The sequence below is a fragment of the Streptomyces sp. T39 genome (assembly GCF_008042045.1).
In the GTDB taxonomy this organism is placed as follows: domain Bacteria; phylum Actinomycetota; class Actinomycetes; order Streptomycetales; family Streptomycetaceae; genus Streptomyces.
In genome coordinates, this window is sequence record NZ_RDBP01000029.1 from 88,034 (window position 1) to 108,765 (window position 20,732).

At 74.5% G+C, this 20,732-nt stretch carries 14 protein-coding genes and 2 pseudogenes; 7 read left to right on the plus strand and 9 right to left on the minus strand.

Annotation, left to right across the window (positions count from 1 at the left end):
• Nucleotides 1–55 precede the first annotated feature (55 nt).
• A pseudogene (locus tag EAO77_RS41410) lies at nucleotides 56–154 on the plus strand (hypothetical protein); the annotation flags it as partial.
• A 116-nt stretch (nucleotides 155–270) separates the two neighbouring features.
• On the opposite strand, the pseudogene EAO77_RS21055 reads toward EAO77_RS41410, so the two are convergent.
• A pseudogene (locus EAO77_RS21055) lies at nucleotides 271–3,399 on the minus strand (amino acid adenylation domain-containing protein); the annotation flags it as partial.
• 131 nt (nucleotides 3,400–3,530) lie between these two features.
• Nucleotides 3,531–4,871, minus strand: a complete 1,341-nt coding sequence (locus EAO77_RS21060; protein WP_147989841.1) for a helix-turn-helix domain-containing protein — start codon at nucleotides 4,869–4,871, stop codon at nucleotides 3,531–3,533.
• Between the two features lie 342 nt (nucleotides 4,872–5,213).
• On the opposite strand from EAO77_RS21060, the gene EAO77_RS21065 reads away from it, so the two are divergent.
• Complete coding sequence (locus EAO77_RS21065) at nucleotides 5,214–5,477, plus strand: hypothetical protein (RefSeq protein ID WP_147989842.1); 264 nt, start codon at nucleotides 5,214–5,216, stop codon at nucleotides 5,475–5,477.
• A 30-nt stretch (nucleotides 5,478–5,507) separates the two neighbouring features.
• Here EAO77_RS21065 and EAO77_RS21070 read toward each other — a convergent pair whose 3' ends face one another.
• Nucleotides 5,508–8,519 (minus strand): AfsR/SARP family transcriptional regulator, encoded by a 3,012-nt coding sequence (locus EAO77_RS21070; RefSeq protein ID WP_187283341.1) that lies wholly within the window; start codon nucleotides 8,517–8,519, stop codon nucleotides 5,508–5,510.
• 258 nt (nucleotides 8,520–8,777) lie between these two features.
• On the opposite strand from EAO77_RS21070, the gene EAO77_RS21075 reads away from it, so the two are divergent.
• Together EAO77_RS21075 and EAO77_RS21080 are read left to right on the plus strand one after the other, a co-directional pair.
• Complete coding sequence (locus tag EAO77_RS21075) at nucleotides 8,778–9,200, plus strand: nuclear transport factor 2 family protein (RefSeq protein ID WP_261994073.1); 423 nt, start codon at nucleotides 8,778–8,780, stop codon at nucleotides 9,198–9,200.
• A gap of 344 nt (nucleotides 9,201–9,544) precedes the next feature.
• Nucleotides 9,545–10,474, plus strand: coding sequence for a SigB/SigF/SigG family RNA polymerase sigma factor (locus tag EAO77_RS21080; protein ID WP_147989843.1), 930 nt, complete (start codon nucleotides 9,545–9,547; stop codon nucleotides 10,472–10,474).
• Between the two features lie 73 nt (nucleotides 10,475–10,547).
• Here the strand turns inward: EAO77_RS21080 and EAO77_RS21085 are convergent, their stop codons facing one another.
• The 3 genes from EAO77_RS21085 to EAO77_RS21095 form a co-directional block, all read right to left on the minus strand.
• Nucleotides 10,548–10,979 carry a DUF2267 domain-containing protein gene (locus EAO77_RS21085; protein WP_261994074.1) on the minus strand — a complete coding sequence of 144 codons (432 nt, stop codon included), beginning with the start codon at nucleotides 10,977–10,979 and terminating at the stop codon, nucleotides 10,548–10,550.
• A gap of 257 nt (nucleotides 10,980–11,236) precedes the next feature.
• Nucleotides 11,237–11,671 carry an Hsp20/alpha crystallin family protein gene (locus EAO77_RS21090; protein ID WP_147989844.1) on the minus strand — a complete coding sequence of 145 codons (435 nt, stop codon included), beginning with the start codon at nucleotides 11,669–11,671 and terminating at the stop codon, nucleotides 11,237–11,239.
• A 215-nt stretch (nucleotides 11,672–11,886) separates the two neighbouring features.
• Nucleotides 11,887–12,354 carry a DUF5709 domain-containing protein gene (locus EAO77_RS21095; protein WP_147989845.1) on the minus strand — a complete coding sequence of 156 codons (468 nt, stop codon included), beginning with the start codon at nucleotides 12,352–12,354 and terminating at the stop codon, nucleotides 11,887–11,889.
• Nucleotides 12,355–12,592: 238 nt separating this feature from the next.
• Between EAO77_RS21095 and EAO77_RS21100 the strand changes: the two genes are divergently transcribed.
• The 3 genes from EAO77_RS21100 (at nucleotide 12,593) to EAO77_RS21110 (ending at nucleotide 15,987) form a co-directional block, all read left to right on the plus strand.
• Nucleotides 12,593–13,540: a helix-turn-helix transcriptional regulator gene (locus tag EAO77_RS21100; protein ID WP_147989846.1), complete on the plus strand. Its 948-nt coding sequence runs from the start codon at nucleotides 12,593–12,595 to the stop codon at nucleotides 13,538–13,540.
• A 340-nt stretch (nucleotides 13,541–13,880) separates the two neighbouring features.
• Entirely contained in the window at nucleotides 13,881–15,515 is a 1,635-nt protein-coding gene (locus EAO77_RS21105) for an ABC-F family ATP-binding cassette domain-containing protein (protein WP_147989847.1), read from the plus strand.
• A gap of 205 nt (nucleotides 15,516–15,720) precedes the next feature.
• Nucleotides 15,721–15,987 (plus strand): GlsB/YeaQ/YmgE family stress response membrane protein, encoded by a 267-nt coding sequence (locus EAO77_RS21110; protein WP_147989848.1) that lies wholly within the window; start codon nucleotides 15,721–15,723, stop codon nucleotides 15,985–15,987.
• 99 nt (nucleotides 15,988–16,086) lie between these two features.
• Here the strand turns inward: EAO77_RS21110 and EAO77_RS21115 are convergent, their stop codons facing one another.
• The 3 genes from EAO77_RS21115 to EAO77_RS21125 form a co-directional block, all read right to left on the minus strand.
• The gene (locus tag EAO77_RS21115; RefSeq protein WP_147989849.1) at nucleotides 16,087–18,099 is read right to left on the minus strand and encodes a S9 family peptidase; all 2,013 of its coding nucleotides are present in this window, start codon (nucleotides 18,097–18,099) and stop codon (nucleotides 16,087–16,089) included.
• On the minus strand, nucleotides 18,096–19,880 hold the full coding sequence (locus EAO77_RS21120) for an N-acetylglutaminylglutamine amidotransferase (RefSeq protein WP_147989850.1): 1,785 nt from the start codon (nucleotides 19,878–19,880) through the stop codon (nucleotides 18,096–18,098). The genes EAO77_RS21115 and EAO77_RS21120 overlap by 4 nt, the downstream gene beginning before the upstream one ends.
• Nucleotides 19,881–20,106: 226 nt before the next feature.
• Nucleotides 20,107–20,328: a DUF6479 family protein gene (locus EAO77_RS21125; protein ID WP_147989851.1), complete on the minus strand. Its 222-nt coding sequence runs from the start codon at nucleotides 20,326–20,328 to the stop codon at nucleotides 20,107–20,109.
• Nucleotides 20,329–20,732: the final 404 nt, after the last annotated feature.

Consider the following 20,732-nt stretch of genomic DNA (forward strand, 5'->3'; position numbering starts at 1 on the left):
GCCGGGGGAGACGGAGGCGGCGCTGCTGGGTCATCCGGCGGTGACGCAGGCAGTGGTGACGGTCCATGAGCAGCGGCTCGCCGCCTATGTCGTCCTCGGCGCGGAGGCCGAGCCCGACGGGATCCGTCTCCATGTGGCCGACCGGCTGCCCGAGCACCTGGTCCCCACGTACCTCACGGTCCTCGACCGCCTTCCCGTCACCCCCAACGGCAAGATCGACAAGCGCGCCCTGCCCGCACCCGACCCGGACCGCCCCGCCACCAACTCCGCGAGACCCGCCACCGTCGGACGCGCGAACACGTCCCGGATCGTGAGCCGGACACCCAACGCCTCCGCCACGCGATTCGTCAGCCGCGCCGCCAGCAGCGAATGCCCGCCCAGGGAGAAGAAGCTGTCATCGATGCCGACGGGACCGGTGGCGCCGAGCGTCGCGGTGAAGAGACGGAGCAGTGTCGTCTCGGTCCGGTTGCGGGGGTCGCGGATCGCGGTCCGGAGCGCGACGGGTGCGGGCAGGGCGCGCTTGTCGATCTTGCCGTTGGGGGTGACGGGAAGGCGGTCGAGGACCGTGAGGTACGTGGGGACCAGGTGCTCGGGCAGCCGGTCGGCCACATGGAGACGGATCCCGTCGGGCTCGGCCTCCGCGCCGAGGACGACATAGGCGGCGAGCCGCTGCTCATGGACCGTCACCACTGCCTGCGTCACCGCCGGATGACCCAGCAGCGCCGCCTCCGTCTCCCCCGGCTCGATGCGGAAGCCGCGGATCTTGATCTGGTCGTCCGCCCGGCCCTCGTAGACGATCCGCCCCTCGGCGTCGAATCGCGCCAGGTCACCGGTGCGGTAGAGCCGTCCGCCGCGACCGCCGAACGGATCCGGCACGAAACGGGCCGCGGTCAGGTCGGAACGGCCGAGATAGCCGTGGGCCAGGCCCTCGCCTCCGACGTACAGCTCGCCCGTCACACCGGGCGGGCAGAGGGCCAGGCGCGCATCGAGGATGTAGGCGGGCTTGTTGACCAGGGGCCGTCCGACGGGGACGGCGGCGCGGGTGGTGTCGTCCTCGTCGACGGTGTGGGTGGTGGCGAAGATCATGACCTCGGCGGGGCCGTAGCCGTTGAGGACGCGGATGCCCGGCGCCAGCCGGCGCAGCTTGTGCACATGGGCCGGGGACGCCGCCTCACCGACGGTGAAGGCGGTGGTGACCGTCTCGAACGCCTCGGGGTGCTCGTCCACCAGGAAGTTGAAGAGGGTGGCGGAGAGCAGGAGCGTGGTGACGCGGTGCCGGCGGGTGAGGTCGGCGACGAGGGCGGGTTCGGGCTTCTGGCCGGGCTGGAGGACGGCGGACCCGCCGTGCAGGAGCGGGGACCACAGCTCCAGGCTGAACGCGTCCCAGGAGACCGGCGAGGACTGGAGCCAGATCTGCCCGGGGCCGTCGGGGAGGTAGGGCTGGCCGATCAGGGTGGCGACCAGGTTCCGGTGCGAGGAGAGGATGGCCTTCGGCCGCCCGGTCGAGCCGGAGGTGAACATCAGGCAGGCGGGGTCGTCGGGGTCGATGGGCAGGCCGAGGTCGGCGGAGTCGTCCGGGGCGCTGCCGGCCGGGGCGGTGCCGCCGGGTTCCGGGGCGTGGACGGTCCAGGGGCCGGTCACACGTCCGGTGAGGCCGGGGCGGGTGACGAGGTGGGTGATGCCGGCGTCCCCGGCGGCCGAGCGCAGGCGCTCGTCGGGGAAGTCCGGGTCGAGCAGCACGTGTCCCGCGCCGGTCTTGAGGACGGCGAGCAGCGCGGTGACGAACGGGATGCCGCGTTCCAGGAGGACGCCGGCCAGGGCGCCGCGTCCGAGACCGCGGGCGCGCAGTCCGCGGGCCAGGCGGTTGGCGGCGGCGTTGAGTTCGGCGTAGGTGATCTCGCCGGCGGTGTCGACGAGCGCGGTCCGGGCGGGGTGGGCCCGGGCCTGCTCCTCGAACAGCTCGACGAGTGTGGCGTCCACCGGGTCGGCGGCGGGTCCGGCCCACGGCCCGGTCAGCCGGGCGTGCTCCTCCCCGGTGAGGACCGGCAGGGCGGCGACGGGCCGGGCGGTGGGGTGGTCCGCGGCGAGGACGGTGGAGAGGAAGGCGGCGAACCGGTCCTGGTGGGCGGCGACGGCGTCCGGGTCGACGCCGTCGACCGGGGTGTCGAAGTCGATCCGCAGCCCGTTCGCGGCGCCCAGGTCGAGGACTGCGACGGAGAGGTCGTCGACGGGACCGTTGCTGACGTTGTGGTTGACGGTGGGATGCCCGCACACGGTGAGGTCGCCGTGGAACCCCATGATGTTGAGGACGGGCGAGGCCAGCCGGCGCGAGCCGTCGATGACGCCGGTGTCGCGGCAGAGGTCCTCGTAACGGGTCAGCTGGTGGCGCAGGCCGTGCTTGACCTCGGCGGACACCGTGCGGACCAGGTCGCCGAGCGGGGCGCAGGGGTCCACCCGCAGCCGCAGCGGCACCACGTTGGACGCCATGCCGGGGGTGCTGCGGGAGAGCCGGGTGGTGCGGCCGGTCACCGGCAGCGCGATCACCAGTTCGTCGCGCCCGGTGACACGGTGGAGGTAGACGGTGAACAGTGCCACCAGCAGGACGGACCAGGTGACCCGTTCGCCGCGTGCGACGGTGCGCAGCCGCTCGGCGTCGTCCGCCGCGACGTGCACGCTGCGGCGGGCGAAGGCCAGGCCGCCGTGGGCGGGGGTGGCGTGTCCGGTGCCGCGGACGAGTCCGGCGGGCGCGTCGGGGGCCCCCGCCAGGTGGTCGCGCCAGGCGGCGCGGGTGGTGGCCGCCTCCTCGGAGCCGCGGTAGGCGGCGTCCTCGGCGAGCAGGTCCGCGAGGCTCCCGAACGGCGATTCGCCGAAGGGCTCGCCCGCCACGGCGTGTTCGTACAGGGCGACGAGGCGGGAGAGGGCCATGGAGACGCCGACGCCGTCCACGACGAGGTGGTGGAAACCGTAGAAGTAGAAGTACCGCTCCTCGCCCAGCCCGATCAGGGCGCAGCGCACGGGGGGTGTGCGGGCCAGGTCGAAGGGTGCGGTGATCAGCTCGTCGATCAGCCGCCACGCCGCGGCCTCGGGGTCGTCCGCTGCGCTGACGTCGGTGAACGGCAGATGCCGGTCGCCGGCGTCGGGGTCGATCAGCTGCCACACCTGCTCGCCGTCGTCCTCGAACCGGGAGATGCGCAGGAAGTCCGCCTCGTCGACCAGCCGGCGCCAGGCGATGTCCATCAGCACCGGGTCGACGGGGCCGTTGATCTCGCGGCATTCGGCGACGTTGTACTTCACGCCGCCGGCGTCCAGGGTGTGGGCCGTCCAGATGTCGCGCTGGGCGACGGAGAGCGGCAGCCGGGCAGGGGCCTGTGCGGGTGCGACGGGCGGGTCGAACGGCATGGGGGCTCCTGGAGAGGTCACGGCTGCTGCTGCTCGGGAAGGGCGGGGCTGCGCCCATACAACCCGTGGACGGGCGGCGGGAGCGGCAGTTGATCCGGCGGTACGGGAGCGGAACGCGGCGGCTGCGGCAGTCAGGCGGCAGCCGAGGGGGCAGGAACGGCCGCGGGGAGTGCGGCGCGCACCACGCACAGCACGCGGAAGGCGGCACGGCCGCTGTCGGTGCTGGGTCGGACGACGCCGCTGATGAGGAGGTCGCGGATGACGCGGCCGCAGTGCGGCAGCGGGCCTCCGGTGAGCCGCAGCACGTCCTCCAGGACGAACTCCTCGGCGCCGGCGGCGCACAGACCGGCGATCAGCTGCCGGTGGCCGGCGGGGAGCGCGGCGAGGGTCCGGGCGACGCGATCCTGGAGGCCGGGGCCCGAGCGGCCGTCGGCGAGGGGGTCGAGGAGGGCGGCCGGGTCGGAGCCGACGATGCCGCGCAGGGTGCGGAGATCGCAGACCGTGAGCCAGGAGGCGGCGGCGGCAAGGGCGAGCGGATGCCCGTCGAGGCGGTGGCAGACCCAGGCGATGTCGGCCATGTCCCGCTCGTCGGGGACGAGATCGGGGCGCACCCGGCGCAGCCGGCCGAGGAAGAGGCGTACGGCGGGGGCGTCCGGGCGGATGCCGGCCGCCGGGTCGGGAGCGTCCAGGGGGGAGACGAGGAAGAGCCGTTCGCCGGGGACGTTCCACGGTTCACCGGTGGTGAGGAGCAGCCGCAGGCCGGGGACCTCGCGCTGGAGACGGGCGAGCCGGGGGAAGGCGAGGTCCGCGGTGTCGACGCCGTCGAGGACGAGGAGGGAGCCGCGGTCGCCGAGAGCGACGGCCAGGGAGGGGGGCAGGTCGTCGGCGGAGCCGTCGCCGCGGAGATAGTCGGCGCAGTCGGCGGTCAGGGCGGCGAAGGACTCGCCGGCGTCCGGCAGGCAGTCGGCGACGGCTCCGGGGGCGGTGTGCCACAGGACGGGGAAGCCCGCGTCGTGCAGCCGGGCCGCGGTCTCCAGGGCGAGCCGGGTCTTGCCGACGCCGCTGAGTCCGACGAGGGTGACGAGCCGTTCGCTCCCCGAGCGCAGTTCCTCGGTGAGGACGGCGGCCTCCGCCTGGCGTTCGACGAGGGGGTGGAGCGGGGAGGGCGGTGCGGCGCGTTCGGCGGGCCGCTGGCGGTCGGCCCCGCCGCGGTGGCCGCGTCTGACCGCCTCCTCCAGGGCGGTGCGCGCCCGGGGGCCGAGGCGCAGGCCGTCGGCTATCAGGCGGATGGTGTCGGTGCGGGGGCGCTGGGCCTTCCCCTTCTCCAGGTCGCGGATGGCGCGGACGCTGATGGTGGAGAGGTCCGCGAGTTCCCGCTGGGTCAGGCCGATGCGGAGCCGGTGGCCGCGGATGAGGGTGCCGAGGGCGGCGATGGCCGCCGTGGTGCCCTCCGGGGAGAGGCCGGTCGTCATGGAGGTGCTCCCGCTGGTCGAGTGGGGGCGAGGGCCGGGGACGGGCCCGAGTCGGGCCGCTGTGTGCCTCGCCTTCTGCACTCACTCATCCTCGGGACGCGCCTATCGGAGGGGCATCCCGTCGTTAACCGGCCATGGACGGGGTGTGAGGGGCTGTTGTGATGGCTGGGACGCGTGGGTGATAGCGGCCATCGGCCCGTGATAGCGGAGGGGCGGGGGCCGGGCGGCGCGCGCCCTCCGTGATAGCGGGGTGATAAGGCAGCGAGCGGTCCCGTGAATCCGGCCGTTCCTAGCGTGGTGGTCACAAGGAAACGCCACCCCGCAGAATCCAGGGAGAGCCCGATGTCGAAGACCGCCGCCACCCGCAACGCCCTCCGCGCCGCCGCCGTCTCCGCGCTGATCGTCCTCGCCACGGGTGCCGGGATCCAGGCCGGCTGGGCCGCCGAGGCGCCGGCCTCCGCCGTCACGGCGGCCGCGCAGGACACCACCACCGACGAGGGCGAGGGCGACACCACCGGCACCGGCTCCACCGGTGGCACGGGCTCGGGCTCCACCGGTGGCACGGGTTCGACGGGCGGCACCACCGACAACAACCCCTGGGACTGAAGGGGCGCCGGACACCGGCCTCCCGTCGGGTCAGCAGACCCCGAGCAGCCGCTCCGCCTCGGCGAGCTCCCGCACCATCCGCCGCTCGCGGAACACCTCGACCGCCGGCGTCAGCACCTCCCGGGCACGCTCCGGGCGTTCGGTCCCCAGCCGGGCGAGCTCCAGGCGCGCGAGCGCGCCCCCGCTAAAATCCATGATCCGTTCCCGTGCCGACACGGCACGGTCGTAGAAGTCCCTGGCCCTGTCCGGGCGCCCCATCACGGCGAACGCCCGCCCCAGGTCGTGCAGCAGATGCCCCTCGCCGATCACGTCGCCCGACTCGCGGCACAGTTCCAGCACCTCGGTGAAGGTGAGGACCGCGAGGTCGCTCCGGCCCTGCTCCAGCAGCAACTGCCCGACGCGCCGCAGGGTCCTCGCCCGTCCCCCGGTGTATCCGATGCCCTCGTAGACGTCGAGCGCCTCGTCCAGCTGCTTCTGCGCCACGTCGATCTCGCCCCGGCGCATCCGGATGTGGGCGCTCTGGGTGAGGACGATCGCACGGCCCACCACGTCCCCGGCCCGGTCGAAGTCGGCGAGTGAGCGGCCGTAGAGCTCCAGCGCGCCGGCATCGTCACCGCTCGTGCGGGAGATGAGCGCGAGGTCGCGCCGGCACAGCGCCTCCCCCATGGGCTCGTCGAGGGCCTGGAAGACGTCGAGTGCGGAGGTCAGCGACTGGCGCGCGGTGTCGAACTGGTTGCGGCTCATGTAGAGCGAGCCGAGTGAGGCCCGGATCGCGGCGGTGCCCCGCAGGTTGCCCGCCTTGCGCACGGCGGACAGCGCGGTCAGATGGGTCTGCTCCCACAGGTCGTAGAGGCCGCGGACCTCGAAGAGGGTGACGAGCGAGGTGGCGAGGTCCCAGCTCAGGTCGTGCAGTCCCTCGTCAGCTGCGTGCCGGACCATGCCGCACAGGGCGGCCTGTTCGGCGTCGAGCCAGGCCAGCGGGTCGGCGAGCACCTCGTCGGTGTGGACGGAGGACGGCTCCCAGCGCGGGGCGTCGCCGTGCAGGACGGTGAAGTCGCCCCCGTAGACCGTGCGATGGGCCTGCTGGGCGAGGTGCATCCATCCCCCGGCCATGCGGACGAAGGCCGCCTGCCGTTCCTCGGCCGGGTGCTGGGCGGCGAGCTGTTCACGGGCGTAGACCCGGATGATCTCGTGGAAGCGGTAGCGGAAGCCGCCGGCCGGTTCGACGCCGGCGACGTCGAGCATCTGCACGTCGACGAGGGGTTCCAGCAGGTCCGAGGGGAAGGGGCGGCGGTCGTCGAGCAGGGCGCCCGCGAGCCAGCTGGGCAGGGTCGGCGCCTGTGCCATGGAGAGCAGCCGCAGCAGGCCCCGGTCGCCGGGGGCCAGCCCTTCGTAGGTGAGGGAGAGGCTGGCCCGCATGGTCATCTCGCCGTGGGCGAGTTCGTCGAGGCGGTGCCGTTCGTTGGCGAGGCGCTGCACCATCGAGGCGAGCGGCCAGTGCGGGCGGGCCGCGAGGCGGGCGGCGACGATCCGCAGGGCGAGCGGGAGGCGTCCGACCGTGCGGACCAGCGCCTCGGCGGCGACCGCCTCGTGGGCGACCCGTTCGCGCCCGACGATCCGGGCGAGGAGTTCGAGGGCCCGGTCCTCGTCGAGCACGTCGAGCTCCACCCGGTGGGCGCCGGGCAGGGCGGTGAGGCGGGCCCGGCTGGTGACCAGCACGGCGCAGCCGCGACTGCCGGGAAGCAGGGGGAGGACCTGGCCCTCGCCGGCCGCGTCGTCGAGGACGACCAGGACGCGTCGGGAGGCCAGGCGGGTGCGGTACATCTCGGCGCGTTCGTCGAGGGATTCGGGGATCAGCTGGCCGGGGATGCCGAAGGCGCGCAGGAACCGGCCGAGGACCTCGACGGGCGGGGTGGGGGTGCCGGTGGTGCCGCGCAGGTCGCAGTAGAGCTGGCCGTCGGGGAAACCGGTCTCGGCGAGGGCGTGGGCGATGTGCACGGCCAGGGCGGACTTGCCGGTGCCGGGCTTGCCGGTGACGACGGCGAGACCGACGCTGCGGCCCCCGGCTCCGGTGAGGGCGCGCTCCAGGGCGGTGAGGGATGCGGGGTCGGCGACGAAATCGGCCGCGTCGGCGGGGAGCTGGTGGGGTACCGCGTCGGTGGACGAGTCCGAGGCCGGGGCGGCGGGGGGCGGCGGCTCGGGAGCCGTCACCCCCTCCGTTCTCTGCCGAACCGTTTCCTCGACGGGTCTCTCCGCGGGGGCGTGCCGCTGGACGGCACCCGTGGGCGGCGAAAGTTCGCCGGCGAGGATCGCCGACTCCAGGTCGCGCAGCTCACGGCTGGGCTCCAGGCCGAGTTCCTCGGCGAGATAGGTGCGGGCGGTGCGGAACGCCTCCAGCGCCTCGGCCTGCCGGCCCGACCAGTACAGGACCTGGATGAGCAGGCCGTGCAGCTTCTCGCGCAGCGGGTGCTCGCAGGTGAGCCGCTGCAGTTCGCCCACGAGACGGTCGTGGCGGCCGAGTTCGAGTTCGAGCCGGATGCGCAGCTCGACGGCGGCGAGGCGTTCCTCGTTGAACTGGCGGGCCTTGTTGGCGAGCGGTCCGCTGTCGAGCCCGGAGAGGCAGTCGCCCTGCCACAGGGCCACGGCGCGGCGCAGCAGCCGTACGGCCTCGTCCGGCTCGCCGCGTTCGCGCAGCCCCCGGGCGCGCTGGACGAGGCCGGTGAAGAGGGCGGCGTCCACGTTTCCCGTGTCGGTGTGGAGGACGTAGCCCGGCGGGCGGGTGGTGATCGAGGCCTCGCCGCTGGCGGCGGCGAGCAGTTTGCGCAGCCGGGACACGCAGATCTGCACCTGGGTGCGGGCGGTCTCCGGCGGATTGTCCTCCCAGATGAGGTCCACCAGATGGTTGGTGCTGACGACGCGGTTGGACTCCAGCAGCAGCGCCGCGAGGATCACCTCCTGGCGGCCGGGAGGCACACGCAGGGGACGTTCGCCGGTCCCCTGGACCTGTAACGGCCCCAGCACCCTGAAGGTGAGCGGCGACATGTCCGGGAGGTCCTGGTCTCTCTCCGCGATGCCGTCCGCCACTGATTCCCCCACGGAAAGATGAGCCGACAGGCCACGATCGCGCCGGCACGCCGGGATGTCAGGATCAAGTGAGGACAGTCTCCACATCTCTCCCCCTTATGTCCATGCCGTGAAGATCCCGGCCCGTGGAGATCCCCCGCGGGGATAGGACGGCGATAACGCCGGGTTGGGAGCGGGGCCCAGGATCGGTACGGAACGTGAGAGGAGGCTCGACAGGTGAACAGCCATGACGACACGTCAACCGCCCTGTGGGGTCCGGTGGATCTCGTCACCGCGGCGGGCATCGACCATGTGCGGCTGGTCTACGACTACCTCGACGCCGGCGACCCGGACGCGTGCGCGTCCCTGCTGCACGACCGCGTGGTCTTCGAACTGCCCGGACTGGCGCCGGCGCACGGCCGCGCGGCGGTCCTGGAGGCGCATCTGCGGCACACCCGGCCCGCCGTCCGGCACGAGATCGACCGGGTCGTGGCGCAGGACCGGAGCGTGGTCGCGGCGGGGCGGCGCGTCGTCCCCGGCCGGGACGCACCGGAGCAGCGCTTCGTGGACGTGTTCACCATCGCCGACGACGGGATGGTGAGCGGCTGCACCCGCTACTACCACCTCGCACCGCAGGACCCGCCCCCCGCCGGGCCCTGAAGCCGCCGCCGCGCGGGCCGCCGGGCCCGGGCGCTCCCCCGGGCCGCCGCGTCCGGGCGGACAAGTCCCCGAAACGAACCCCGCGGACGCGCGGACGCCGCCGGGACGAACGAGTCGGCGGCGACGGAGGGACACAAGGTATGGCGAACCACCCCCGGGGCAGGCCGATACATCGAGCACACCGTCCCCGCGTCCGAGGCGGGGGCGGCGACCGATGCCCTGTGCACTCCGGTGCGGCGAGGCGCGCCCGGCCGGCGGGGAGATCCCGTCGCCGGGCCCGCACGACCGCGTCGCCCCGGCGGTGGGACGACAGGGCTGAACAGGAGCGACGCACGGTGAGCGGCATGCACGCGCCGGCTCACCGGGAAGGAACACTTCACGTGAGGACGCACGTCGACCACGGTGTCACCGCCCGTGCCGAGGAGACATCGCCCCCCGCGAACGAGCCGGAGCCGGCAGCATCGCTGCCGCCGGGTGCGGCCGACGGTCTGGCCGTGGCGCCTTCCGACGCCCGCCGGCTGTCCCGGGTCTTCCTCAGCCGCCTGCGCCGCCTCGACGAGGGCACGCCCTCGTACCAGTACACCCGCAACACGCTCATCGAGATGAACGTGTCCCTGGTGAAGTTCGTCGCCGGGCGCTACCGCAACAAGGGGAACGGCGACCTGGAGGACGTCATCCAGGTGGGCACGATCGGGCTGATCAAGGCCATCGACCGCTTCGATCCCGACCGGGAGACCGAGTTCACCTCGTTCGCCATCCCGTACATCAACGGCGAGATCATGCGGTACTTCCGGGACACGAGCTGGGCCGTCCACGTGCCCCGCCGGCTCCAGGAACTCCGCAGGGACCTGGTGACGGCGACGGAAGCCCTCGCCGCCCGGCTGGGCCGGGACCCCACGGTGGCGGAACTGGCCGCGCACCTCGGTCTCCCGCAGGAGGAGGTCGCCGAGGGCATGAAGGCCAAGGCCGCCTACACGGCGTCCTCCCTGGACACGCCCGCGACGGACCACGACGGTCCGCACGACGACGGCCGCGCGCTCGCGGAGACGATGGGCCTCGACGACGAGCGCCTCGACCTCTTCGAGGACCTGCACACCCTGGCGCCGCTCCTGGAGACGATCTCGCCCCGCGACCGCGACATCCTCCGGATGCGGTTCGGCCAGGACATGACCCAGCGGGAGATCGGTCTGGAGCTCGGCATCTCCCAGATGCACGTCTCCCGCCTCATCGCCCGCGCCCTGGAGACCCTGCGCGCGGGGCTGTTGCGGGACTGACCTGCCGGGAGGGGGTGACCTGCCGGAGTCTCCGGAGCGGGGCTCCGGCAGGTCACCCGAGCGCGATGGCCTTTCAGGCGGCCCTGGCGAGTTCGGCGCGGCCGAAGAGCAGGGCGTACCCGCCGGGGAGCCCCGCGAGGACGCGGTCGAGGACGTCGGGGCCCGCGAGGTGGGCGACGACGCCGAGGACGGCTCCGGTGTCCCAGCGCGCGGTGGCCTGGGTGCCCCCGAGGCGGCCGGCGAGATCCTTGACGAAGCCCCATCCGGACAGCTGCTCGACGCCGGGCGCCTGCGAGGTGAACTCCCGGGCGGCCTCCTCCGGCAGGCAGGCGGCGAGAGCGACCCGCTCGTCGCCGGTGACCTGACGGCCGAGTGCGGCGAGGACGGCCCGCACGGTGCGCTCGGCCCGTGCGCGCGTGGGATAGGCGCCGTCGTACCGGACGCGCTCCAGCATCTGGTCGAACGTCATGCGCTGCGTGGCGGGTGCGGTGGCCTGGACGAGCATGGTGCGGGAGTGCCTTTCTCGGTCGGGGGCGGCGCGCCGTCGCCGCCCGGATGACGCGTCGAGGTGGGGAACCGGCCGGAGGCGGCCGGTGGGCCGCGCCGGGGCACGTGCGGAGGGCCCGGGCGCGGCGCGTCCGGGCCCGTCCGTTCGGTGTCCCGGGCGGACGGCCCGGTGGGTGCGGAGCCGGGAGCCTCGGCCGGAGGCGGCGGCGTGCCGCCCATGTCGGGGGTGTGCGGCCGAGGCCCGGCCGGCGCCGGTCAGCCCGCGATCTGCTGCCGGCCGGAGCCCGTGCCCACGGAGATGCGGCGGGGCTTGGCGCGGTCGGCGATCGGGATGCGGAGGGTGAGGACGCCCGCTTCGTAGTCGGCCGTGATGCGCTCGGTGTCCAGCGTGTCGGCCAGCACGAGCTGCCGGGAGAAGACGCCCAGGGGACGCTCGGAGAGCTCCATCGTCGCGTCGTCCGCCCTCGTGACCGGTCGGCGCTCGGCCTTCACGGTGAGCATGTTCCGCTCGACGTCGATGTCGATCGCGTCGCTGCTGACACCCGGGAGGTCGAGGGCGATCACGTACTCGTCGCCTTCGCGGTAGGCGTCCATCGGCATCGCCGAGGGCCTCGACCAGGTGCCGTTCGCCCCCAGCAGCTGCTGGGTCAGGCGATCGATCTCACGGAACGGGTCGGTGCGCATCAACATCGGGAACACCTCCAGCGGTCAGGGCGGACAGCCAATGCGCTTCACCTGAGCACTGTTCTAGCATGTCATCCAGACGATGACAAGCTCGATGTCGTGCATCGGATGACAGGCGTCGCGTCATCCACCCGACGACCGGCGCGGAGACGCCGTGGGCGCAGCCGAACCCGGCGCCCGGCCCGCCCCGTTCCCGGGCGGGGCCGGGCCGCTGCGCCGCCCTAGAGGTCTTCCTCGTCCACCACGTGGACCGCCGCCTCCTCGGAGCTCGCGGCGCCGGCGTCGATGCCGACGTCCGACGCGAGCAGATCCTTCTCGGTGTCCGCGCGGACCCCGTCGTCCGGTGCCACCAGGCGTCCCGCCCGCTCGGCGCCGGCCTCCGGGTCGGCGGGCTCGCCCTCGCCGCCGGGCAGGTCGCCGATGCCGTCCCCGTCGTCGTCGGCGGTCGTGTCGGGAACCTCCTGGGCCAGGCGCTCGTCCAGCGTCTCCCCCTCGTGCTGTTCGGCCGCGGTGGTGCCCACCTTGGTCACCCCGAGCGGCTTCTCGGGAGGCGAGTACCCCTCGTCCAGGATCTCGTCGTAGTCGCGCTCGTCCACGGCGTCCTGGAGGTCCAGCGGCGCGGCGTCCTCCTGCTCCTCGTTCGAGCCCGTGGGCTGGTAGACGTCGTCCGCCATGTTCTCGTCGGTCATGGCCGCCTCCTCTCTCCGGGCCCCGCCTCCTGCCCCCGTCCACGGGCAGGAACGATCTTCACGGGGACGGTCCGGGACTGTTACCCACTGCCTCGCGTCACACGCCTGGACCGCCGGCGGGGGCCCGGCAGCAGGCGGCCCGCCCCCGCGGAAACCAGCCGCTGCCGCCCGCCCGGGCGTACCGGCGAGGGACCGGGGCAGGATCGGGCAGAGCGCCGCGACACGACGGGACCAGGTGATGGAGAGACTCTCCTTCGACAGCAGCAGCCTCGACGCGACGGAGGAGTTCCTTTCGCGGGCCTACACGCCGATGCGCATCGGCGGCCGCCCGCAGGAGACCGGCGCCCGGATCGAGCGGCGCGCCGTCGGGGACCTCGTCGTCGACAAGCTCGACTTCGACTACACGATGGCCTACGACGCCGGCAGCCTGGGCAAGGTCTGCCTGATCACCCTCCACCGGGGCACGATGGCCGACACCACGGACGGGCGCGACGCCGTGTACGGCCCCGGCGACACCTTCCTCGTCGCCCCGCCGGACCGCCCCTACACCGGGGAGCTCCGCGCGGCCCGCTACACGATCACGATGTTCGACCCCGCACTGCTCGGCCAGGTCGCCGCCAACGGCGGACGCCACGAGGGGCCGGTCGCCCTGACCGGGCTCCACGCGAAGGATCCGGCGGCGAACCGGCGCCTGGGGTCCACCGTCGCGTTCCTGCGCGACCATGTGATCGACGCCCCCGATCCCGGCGGCCTCGTGGTCGCCACGGCCGCCCGGCACCTGGCGGCGGTGGCCCTCTCCGCGTTCCCGAACTCGCTCGACGACGACACGCCCCACCCGGCGGACAGCCGTGACGCGGGCACGCGGACCCTGCGCAGGGCGATCGACTTCATCGAGGAGAACGCCCACCGGGACATCGGCCTCGCCGACATCGCCGCCGCCGCGTTCGTCACCCCCCGGGCGGTCCAGTACGCCTTCAGCCGGCACGCCCGCTCCACGCCCCTCGCCCATCTGCGGCGCGTGCGCCTCGCGCGCGCCCACCGGGATCTGGCGGCGGCCGACCGGCGCACCACCGGCGTCATGGACGTGGCGGCGCGATGGGGTTTCGCCCATCCGGGCCGCTTCGCCGCCGCCTACCGCGAGGTCTACGGGACGACGCCCTCGGCCACGCTCCGCAAAGGCCCCTGAACGGGGGTCCGGGCCGTCGGACCGGAGCCGCCGGCGCGGTGGGCGCATCGGCGGAGCACCGGAACACGGCTCCCCCGGTGCGCCGCCGCCGGTGTCCCGCCGCGCCGCGACGCCTCCCCGTCGGCGCACCCGGCTGTTACCATGGCCGTGACCTTGATCGTTTGCAGAGGAGCCCAGACATGGTGGTGGACGACGACATCTCCGGGTGATACCCGGATCCGACAGGCCACCGGCCGGTGCGCGGAAGCGCCGCCGTCGTGGCCTCGCTGTCGTCTCCTCTTCCCCCTGTCCACCCGGGGCGGGAGTCTCTTCCCTGCCCTCTCCCTCCGAGGTCACCTCCATGTCCGACGCCTCCGTCGTCTGTTCCCACCTGTCGTTCTCCTGGCCCGACGACACCCCCGTCCTCCAGGACCTGTCCTTCGCCGTCGGCCCCGGCCGCACCGGGCTCGTCGCGCCCAACGGCAGCGGCAAGAGCACGCTGCTGAAGCTCATCGCCGGGGAGCTGCGGCCCGCAGCCGGGTCGGTGACGGTGTCCGGCACCCTCGGCCATCTCCCGCAGACCCTCCCCCTGTCCCGCGATCTCACCGCCGCGGAGGTCCTGGGCGTCGCTCCCGTGATCCGGGCCATCGACGCCGTGGAATCGGGAGACGTCGACGAGAAGCACTTCGAGACCATCGGCGACGACTGGGACATCGAGGAGCGCACCCGCGCCCAGCTCGACCGCCTCGGCCTCGCCGGCCTCGCGCTGGACCGCACCCTGCGCACCCTCAGCGGCGGCCAGATCGTCTCCCTCGGCCTGGCCGCGCAGCTGCTGCGCCGGCCGGACGTGCTGCTGCTCGACGAGCCCACCAACAACCTCGACCTCGACGCCCGGCGCAAACTGTACGACGTGCTGGGCGACTTCGGCGGCTGTCTGCTCCTGGTCAGTCACGACCGGGCCCTGCTCGACCGCATGGAACGCATCGCCGAACTCGACCGTGGCGAACTGCGTCTGCACGGCGGCAACTTCACCGCGTACGAGCAGGCCGTGGCCGCCGAGCAGGAGGTCGCCGAGAAGAACGTCCGCAGCGCCGAGCAGCAACTGAAGCGGGAGAAGCGGGAGATGCAGCAGGCCCGCGAGCGCGCGGAACGCCGGCAGAGCAACGCCGCCCGCAACCTGAAGAACGCCGGGCTGCCCCGCATCTTCGCCGGCACCATGAAGCGCGGCGCGCAGGAATCGGCGGGACGGGCGGGGCAGATGCACGCCGGCCGCGTCGGCGAGGCGCAGGCACGGCTGGACGAGGCGGGGCGGGCCCTGCGCGACGAGCAGCGCCTCGCACTCGACCTCCCGGACACCCAGGTGCCCGCCGGGCGGAACCTCTTCCTCGGCCGGGGGCTGCGCGTCCGGCTCGGTGACGCGGACGTGTTCCCGGGCGCCGGGGTCGACCTCACCGTGCGGGGACCGGAGCGCATCGCGCTGACGGGTCCCAACGGTGCCGGCAAGAGCACGCTGCTGCGGCTGCTGAACGGCGACCTGGCACCCGACGGCGGCGAGGTGCGGCGGGCGGACGGCCGCATCGCCTACCTCTCGCAGCGACTGGACCTGCTGGACGACGGCCTGACGGTCTCCGAGAACTTCGCCGCCCACGCTCCGCAGCGGCCGGAGGCCGAGCGGATGAACCTGCTCGCCCGCTTCCTCTTCCGCGGTCCCCGCGCCCATCTGCCGGTCGGCGTGCTCTCCGGCGGCGAGCGGCTGCGCGCCACCCTGGCGTGCGTGCTGTGCGCGGAACCCGCTCCCCATCTGCTGCTCCTGGACGAGCCCACGAACAATCTCGACCTCGTCGGGACGGGCCAGCTGGAGAGTGCGCTCGACTCCTACCGGGGCGCCTTCGTGGTGGTCAGCCACGACGAGCGGTTCCTGCGCGAGATCGGGGTGAAGCGGTGGCTGCGGCTGTCCGGCGGCGCGCTGACGGAGACGGGTCCCCCCGAGGTGTGACCCGCCGGTGATCCGAACCGGCCCTCGTCCGGGCACAGCGCCCCGGACGAGGGCCGTCGGATCACCGAGGGCGGCCCCTGCCCCTCGCCACGTCCCCCTCCGCCCGAGGGCGGCGTCACCTCGCGTGCCCGCCCCGCGCCGGGGGGGCATCCGGTGGGCCGGGCGGGGTAGCCGGAGGCGGAGAGTCGTCCGCGAAGGAGCCGTCATGGATGTGTCGGGAGTTCTCAGCGCGCTGGTCGCCGGAACGGCGGTCGGCGCCCTGGGGCGGCTGTTCCTGCCCGGGCATCAGCACATCGGTGTCCTGTGGACCCTGGTCGCCGGCATCGCCGCCGCCCTCGTGGGGTCGCTGCTCGCGGCGGCGTCCGGCGTGGGCGACGGGGCGGGCGGCGACTGGCTGGAGTTCCTCGTGCAGGTGGTTCTCGCGGGCATCGCCGTCGCCGGGCTCGACCGCTGGCTCCGGGCGAGCCTGTAGGGCGCACGGCGAGCGGGCCGCGGGCGCGCGGCATGCCGAGGCACGGATGACGGGGCCGGGCGGGGAGCCGGGGCATGCCGGCGGGCCGCCCCGGACCCGTCAGCGTGCCTCCGCCGCCCCGGTGAGATGCCGCTGCATCCAGTCCGCGGCGGTGCGGCGGAACAGCCGGCGGGTGTGGCCGTGCCGGAAGTCGTGTCCCTCGTCGGGGAGGACGAGCAGTTCGGCGGCGAGACCGCGCTGCTTGGCCGCGCGGACGATCTGGCGGGACTCCTGGGGCGGCACGTTGGTGTCGTGTTCGCCGTGCACGGCCAGCAGCGGCACGCGCAGGGCGTCGACGCGGCTCATGGGTGACAGGGCGCGCAGCAGTTCGCGGTCGCGTTCGGGATGGCCGTACTTGTGCGCGGCGGACTCGGCGAGCCACGGTTCGGTGCCCTCGAAGAAGGTCCCCAGGTCGGACATGCCGCAGACCGTGATGCCGGTGCGGAAGAGGTCGGGGTGGTGGACGAGGGACGCCAGGGTGAGGTAGCCGCCGTAGGAGTGGCCCATGACCGCGAGCCGGGTGGGGTCGGCGAGGCCGCTGGTGACGGCATGTGCCGCGCAGTCGGCGACGTCGTCGATCGCGGCGAAGCGTCCGGTGCCGAGGTCGGCGTCGACGAACGACCGGCCCCAGCCGGAGGATCCGCGCACGTCGGGGGCGAAGACGTCGAGGCCGCGGCCGAGCAGTTCGTGGTAGAGCGGGTCGAAGACCGGACGCTCCTGTTCCTCCGGTCCCCCGTGCAGGTGGACGACGCAGGGCGCCGGGTCGCCGGGCCCGCGGCCGGGGGCGCGGTAGTACCAGCCGCCGAGCCGCAGCCCGTCGCGGGCGGTCGGCCGCTGCGCGGTGGGCCGGACCGGCGGGCGGCCGGGCGGGACGGTGTCCTCGTCGCGGGAGGACCAGGGGGTGCGGGCGGGCGGTGCCGCGGGCGGCACCAGCCAGATCCCCGGCCGCCGCTGGGACCCGGAGAGCGCCAGCAGCATCCCCGACGGTCCGGCCGGGGCGACCCGGGTGACCACCTCGTGCTCCAGCGCGATCGGACGGGCGGGGCCGTCGCCGTCCAGCGCGAGCGTCTCCAGTTCCCCGGCGCCGGCGGCGTTCCAGGACACGGCCGCGCGCCCGTCGTCGGGGAACGCCAGCAGGTCCATGTCGGAGCCCTCGCGCTCGGCCGCGACGGACAGGCCGGCGGGTTCTCCGTGCTCGTCCAGGCCGAGGGCCATCAGGGCCGCGAACTCGCGGTCGTGGTCGCTGCGCAGCCACGCGGTGCGCCCGTCGGCCGAGAACCGGCCGATCCAGGGGTCGCCGTCGGCGGCGGCCAGCGTGCACGTCGCCCTGCGGTCGGCGGTGTGCCAGACCACGGCGCGGCGTCGCCCGCGCGGGCCGCGCCGCAGCAGGGCGAGCCGGCCGTCCGGGGTCAGGTCGCAGACGCGCAGGGTGGCCGCCTCCTGCTCCGTCGCCAGCAGGACGGGCGAGCGCGCACCGTCCGGGTCGACGAGATAGGCGCTCAGCACTCCGGCCGGCGCGCCGCCGGGGTGCCGGGCGCGGCTCTGCGCCGCGTGCGCGTCGTCCAGCAGCACGGCGGTGCCGTCGCGGTGCGTCCAGGCCTCGTCGGCCCGGGCCCCCGCCGCTTCGGCGGGGGCCGCGTCGCCCACGGGCTCGGCGACGGTGACGGCGAGGGCAGCACCGTCGCGGGTCCAGCACCCCAGGTGGGCCGAGCTCCCGGGGACGGCCCCGGCCACCACCCGCCGGCCCGAGCCGTCGGGGCGGACGCACAGCACCCGGGTGTGTCCGCTGCCGCCCGGTGCGACGGTGTAGGCGATCCAGCGGCCGTCCGGCGACCACGACACCTCGGTGACCGGCTCCGGGTTCGTGTCGAGGAGCCGCGCCTCCCCCGCGTCGGGCGGTCCGGCCCACAGCTGGGGGACGCCGCCGCGGTCGCAGATGAAGGCCACCTGCCGGCCGAGCGGGTCGGCGGACGGGTACCAGCAGCCGTGGGCCGCCGCCGACGGCGTGTCCCGGCCGCCCGCCGTGTCGGCGAGCAGCTCGGGTACGGGGGCCCCGGACGCGCCCGGGGTCATCGGATCCCGTGCGTCTGGAGCCACATCTCCAGCAGCGCCACCTGCCACAGGGCGTTCTGGCCGCGGTGGGTGCGGTGGTCGTCGGGCCGGCTGAGCAGGCCGGCGACGAAGTCCTCCCGGTAGATGCCCCGGGCCCGTGCCTCCGGTGCGGCCATCGCCTCCTTGACCCGGGTCAGCACCGGGCCCGCCATACGCCGGATGGCGGGCACCGGGAAGTAGCCCTTGGGCCGGTCGACGACGCTGCGGGGCAGGACGGTGCGTCCCGCCTCCTTGAGGACCCCCTTGCCGCCGTGCGCCAGCTTGAGTTCGGGCGGACAGGCGGCGGCCAGTTCCACCAGTTCGTGGTCGAGGAACGGCACCCGGGCCTCCAGGCCCCAGTCCATGGCCATGTTGTCGACGCGCTTGACCGGGTCGTCGACGAGCATGACGTGGGTGTCGAGCCGCAGGGCGGCGTCCAGGGCGGTCTCCGCGCCGGGCGCGGCCATGTGGTCCTCGACGAAGGCGCCCGAGGCGTCGTGGCCCGGCAGCACTCCGGGGCGCACGATGCGGGCGAGGTCCGCGTGCGGCCGGTCGAAGTAGACCTCGGCGTACCGCCGCGGCTCCTGCTCGCGGGTCGCGTCGGCCATCGCGGGGTACCAGCCGTAGCCGGCGAACACCTCGTCGGCGCCCTGGCCGCTCTGGACGACGCTGACCTCCTTGGCGACGCGCTCGGAGAGCAGGTGGAAGGCGACCACGTCGTGGCTGGTCATGGGCTCGCTCATCGCGGCGACGGCGCCGTCGAGGGCCGTCGAGACCCGGTCGGACGGCACCATCAGCTGGTGGTGGTCGGTGTCGTAGTGTCTCGCCACCAGGTCGGACCAGCGGAACTCGTCGCCTTCCTCGCCGCCCTCGGAGTCGAAGCCGACGCTGAAGGTCGCCAGGTCGCGCTGCCCCTCCTCGGCGAGGAGGGCGACGATCAGGCTGGAGTCCAGGCCGCCCGAGAGCAGCACACCGACGGGGACGTCCGCCACCATCCGGCGGCGCACGGCGGTGCGCAGCGCGTCCAGCACCGCGTCGCGCCAGTCGTCGGCGTCCATGCCCGCGTGTTCGGGGCGCCGCGTGTAGGACGGCTGCCAGTAGACGTGGTCGCGGTGGGTGCCGTCCGGCTCGACGACACGGACGGTCGCCGGGGGCAGCTTGCGGACGCCGTTGAGCACGGTCCGCGGGGCGGCCACGGTGGACTGCCAGCTCAGGTACTGGTGCAGGGCCACCGGGTCGAGCGAGGTGTCCACACCCCCGGCGGCGAGCAGGGCCGGGAGAGTGGAGGCGAACCGCAGACGGCCGGGGCTCTGTGCGAGGTAGAGCGGCTTGATGCCGAGACGGTCGCGGACGAGGACCACCCGCCCGGTGTCGCTCTCGACGATGACGATCGCGAACATGCCGATGAGGTGGTCCACGAAGTCCGTGCCCCAGTGCCGGTAGGCCTTGAGGACGACCTCGGTGTCCGAGGTGGTGGTGAAGCGGTGGCCCAGGCTCCGCAGTTCCTCGCGGAGCTCGCGGTAGTTGTAGACGCAGCCGTTGAAGACGCCCGTCAGCCCGTTCTCGGAGTCGGTCATGGGCTGGCCGCCGCGCTCCGACAAGTCGATGATCTTGAGGCGGCGGTGGCCGAGTGCGACCGGCCCCTGCGACCACATGCCCCGGCCGTCGGGACCGCGGGGCGCGAGGCGGTCCGTCATCCGCTCGACCGCCGCCAGGTCCGGACGTCCACCGTCGTAGCGGATCTCACCGCTCAGGCCGCACATGGTCCACCCTTTCCGTCACCGGTCGACTGTGTGAGGGGCGTCGTGCCCGGCCTCCCGGGGGAAGTGCCGGGGCGACGCCGTCGGGCCCGCTGCCGCGGAACCCGTGCGCCGACCGGGCGCCCCGCACGGCCTCGGTCCGGCCGGTGGGACGGGGCGTCCTCCTTCGGAGTGCCCGGATCGGTTCGTTCCACGCCCGGGCGGGGGGAGCCGGGCGCGGTGTGCCCGGTCACGGGCGGTCGTCCGGGCCGGGCGTCGTCCAGGAGTCCTTCCTGGCCGCGGCGGGTCCGGTCTGGTCGGTCGTGGCGGGTCGCGGCGCGGGGTCCTTGCGCTGGGCGGCACGGCGGCTGCCGAGCCAGAACGCGCCGAGCAGAAGGACGACGACGGCGACACCGACGATGAGGAGGAGCGACGCGGAGCCGCCGGCTGCGAGAGAAGTGGATGCGATCATGACTGCCGTCTACCCGGCATCGGCCCGCGCATTGCGGTCCGATGCCGGGCCGTGTGCACCGGGCCGCGGTGCCCGCCGCCCCGTAGGACGGCGAGGTGCCGGCGCCACCGCCCCCGCGGCCGCACCGGTGTCCCCGAGGGGCGGGGGCTGCCGGGAAGCCGGTGCGGGACGCACGGCGGCGGGTGGGGCGGTCCGTCGGGGCCCGGCCGGCACGGGCGACCGACGCCAGCACGGCAGCGGACCCGGCCGGGGTGGTGATGCCCGGCCGGCACGGGCGACCGACGCCAGCACGGCAGCGGGCCCGGCCGGGGCGGGCGACCGGCACCAGCACGGCTGCGAACCCGGCCGACACGGGCGACCGACGCCGGCACGGCAGCGGACCCGGCCGGGGCGGGCGACCGGCA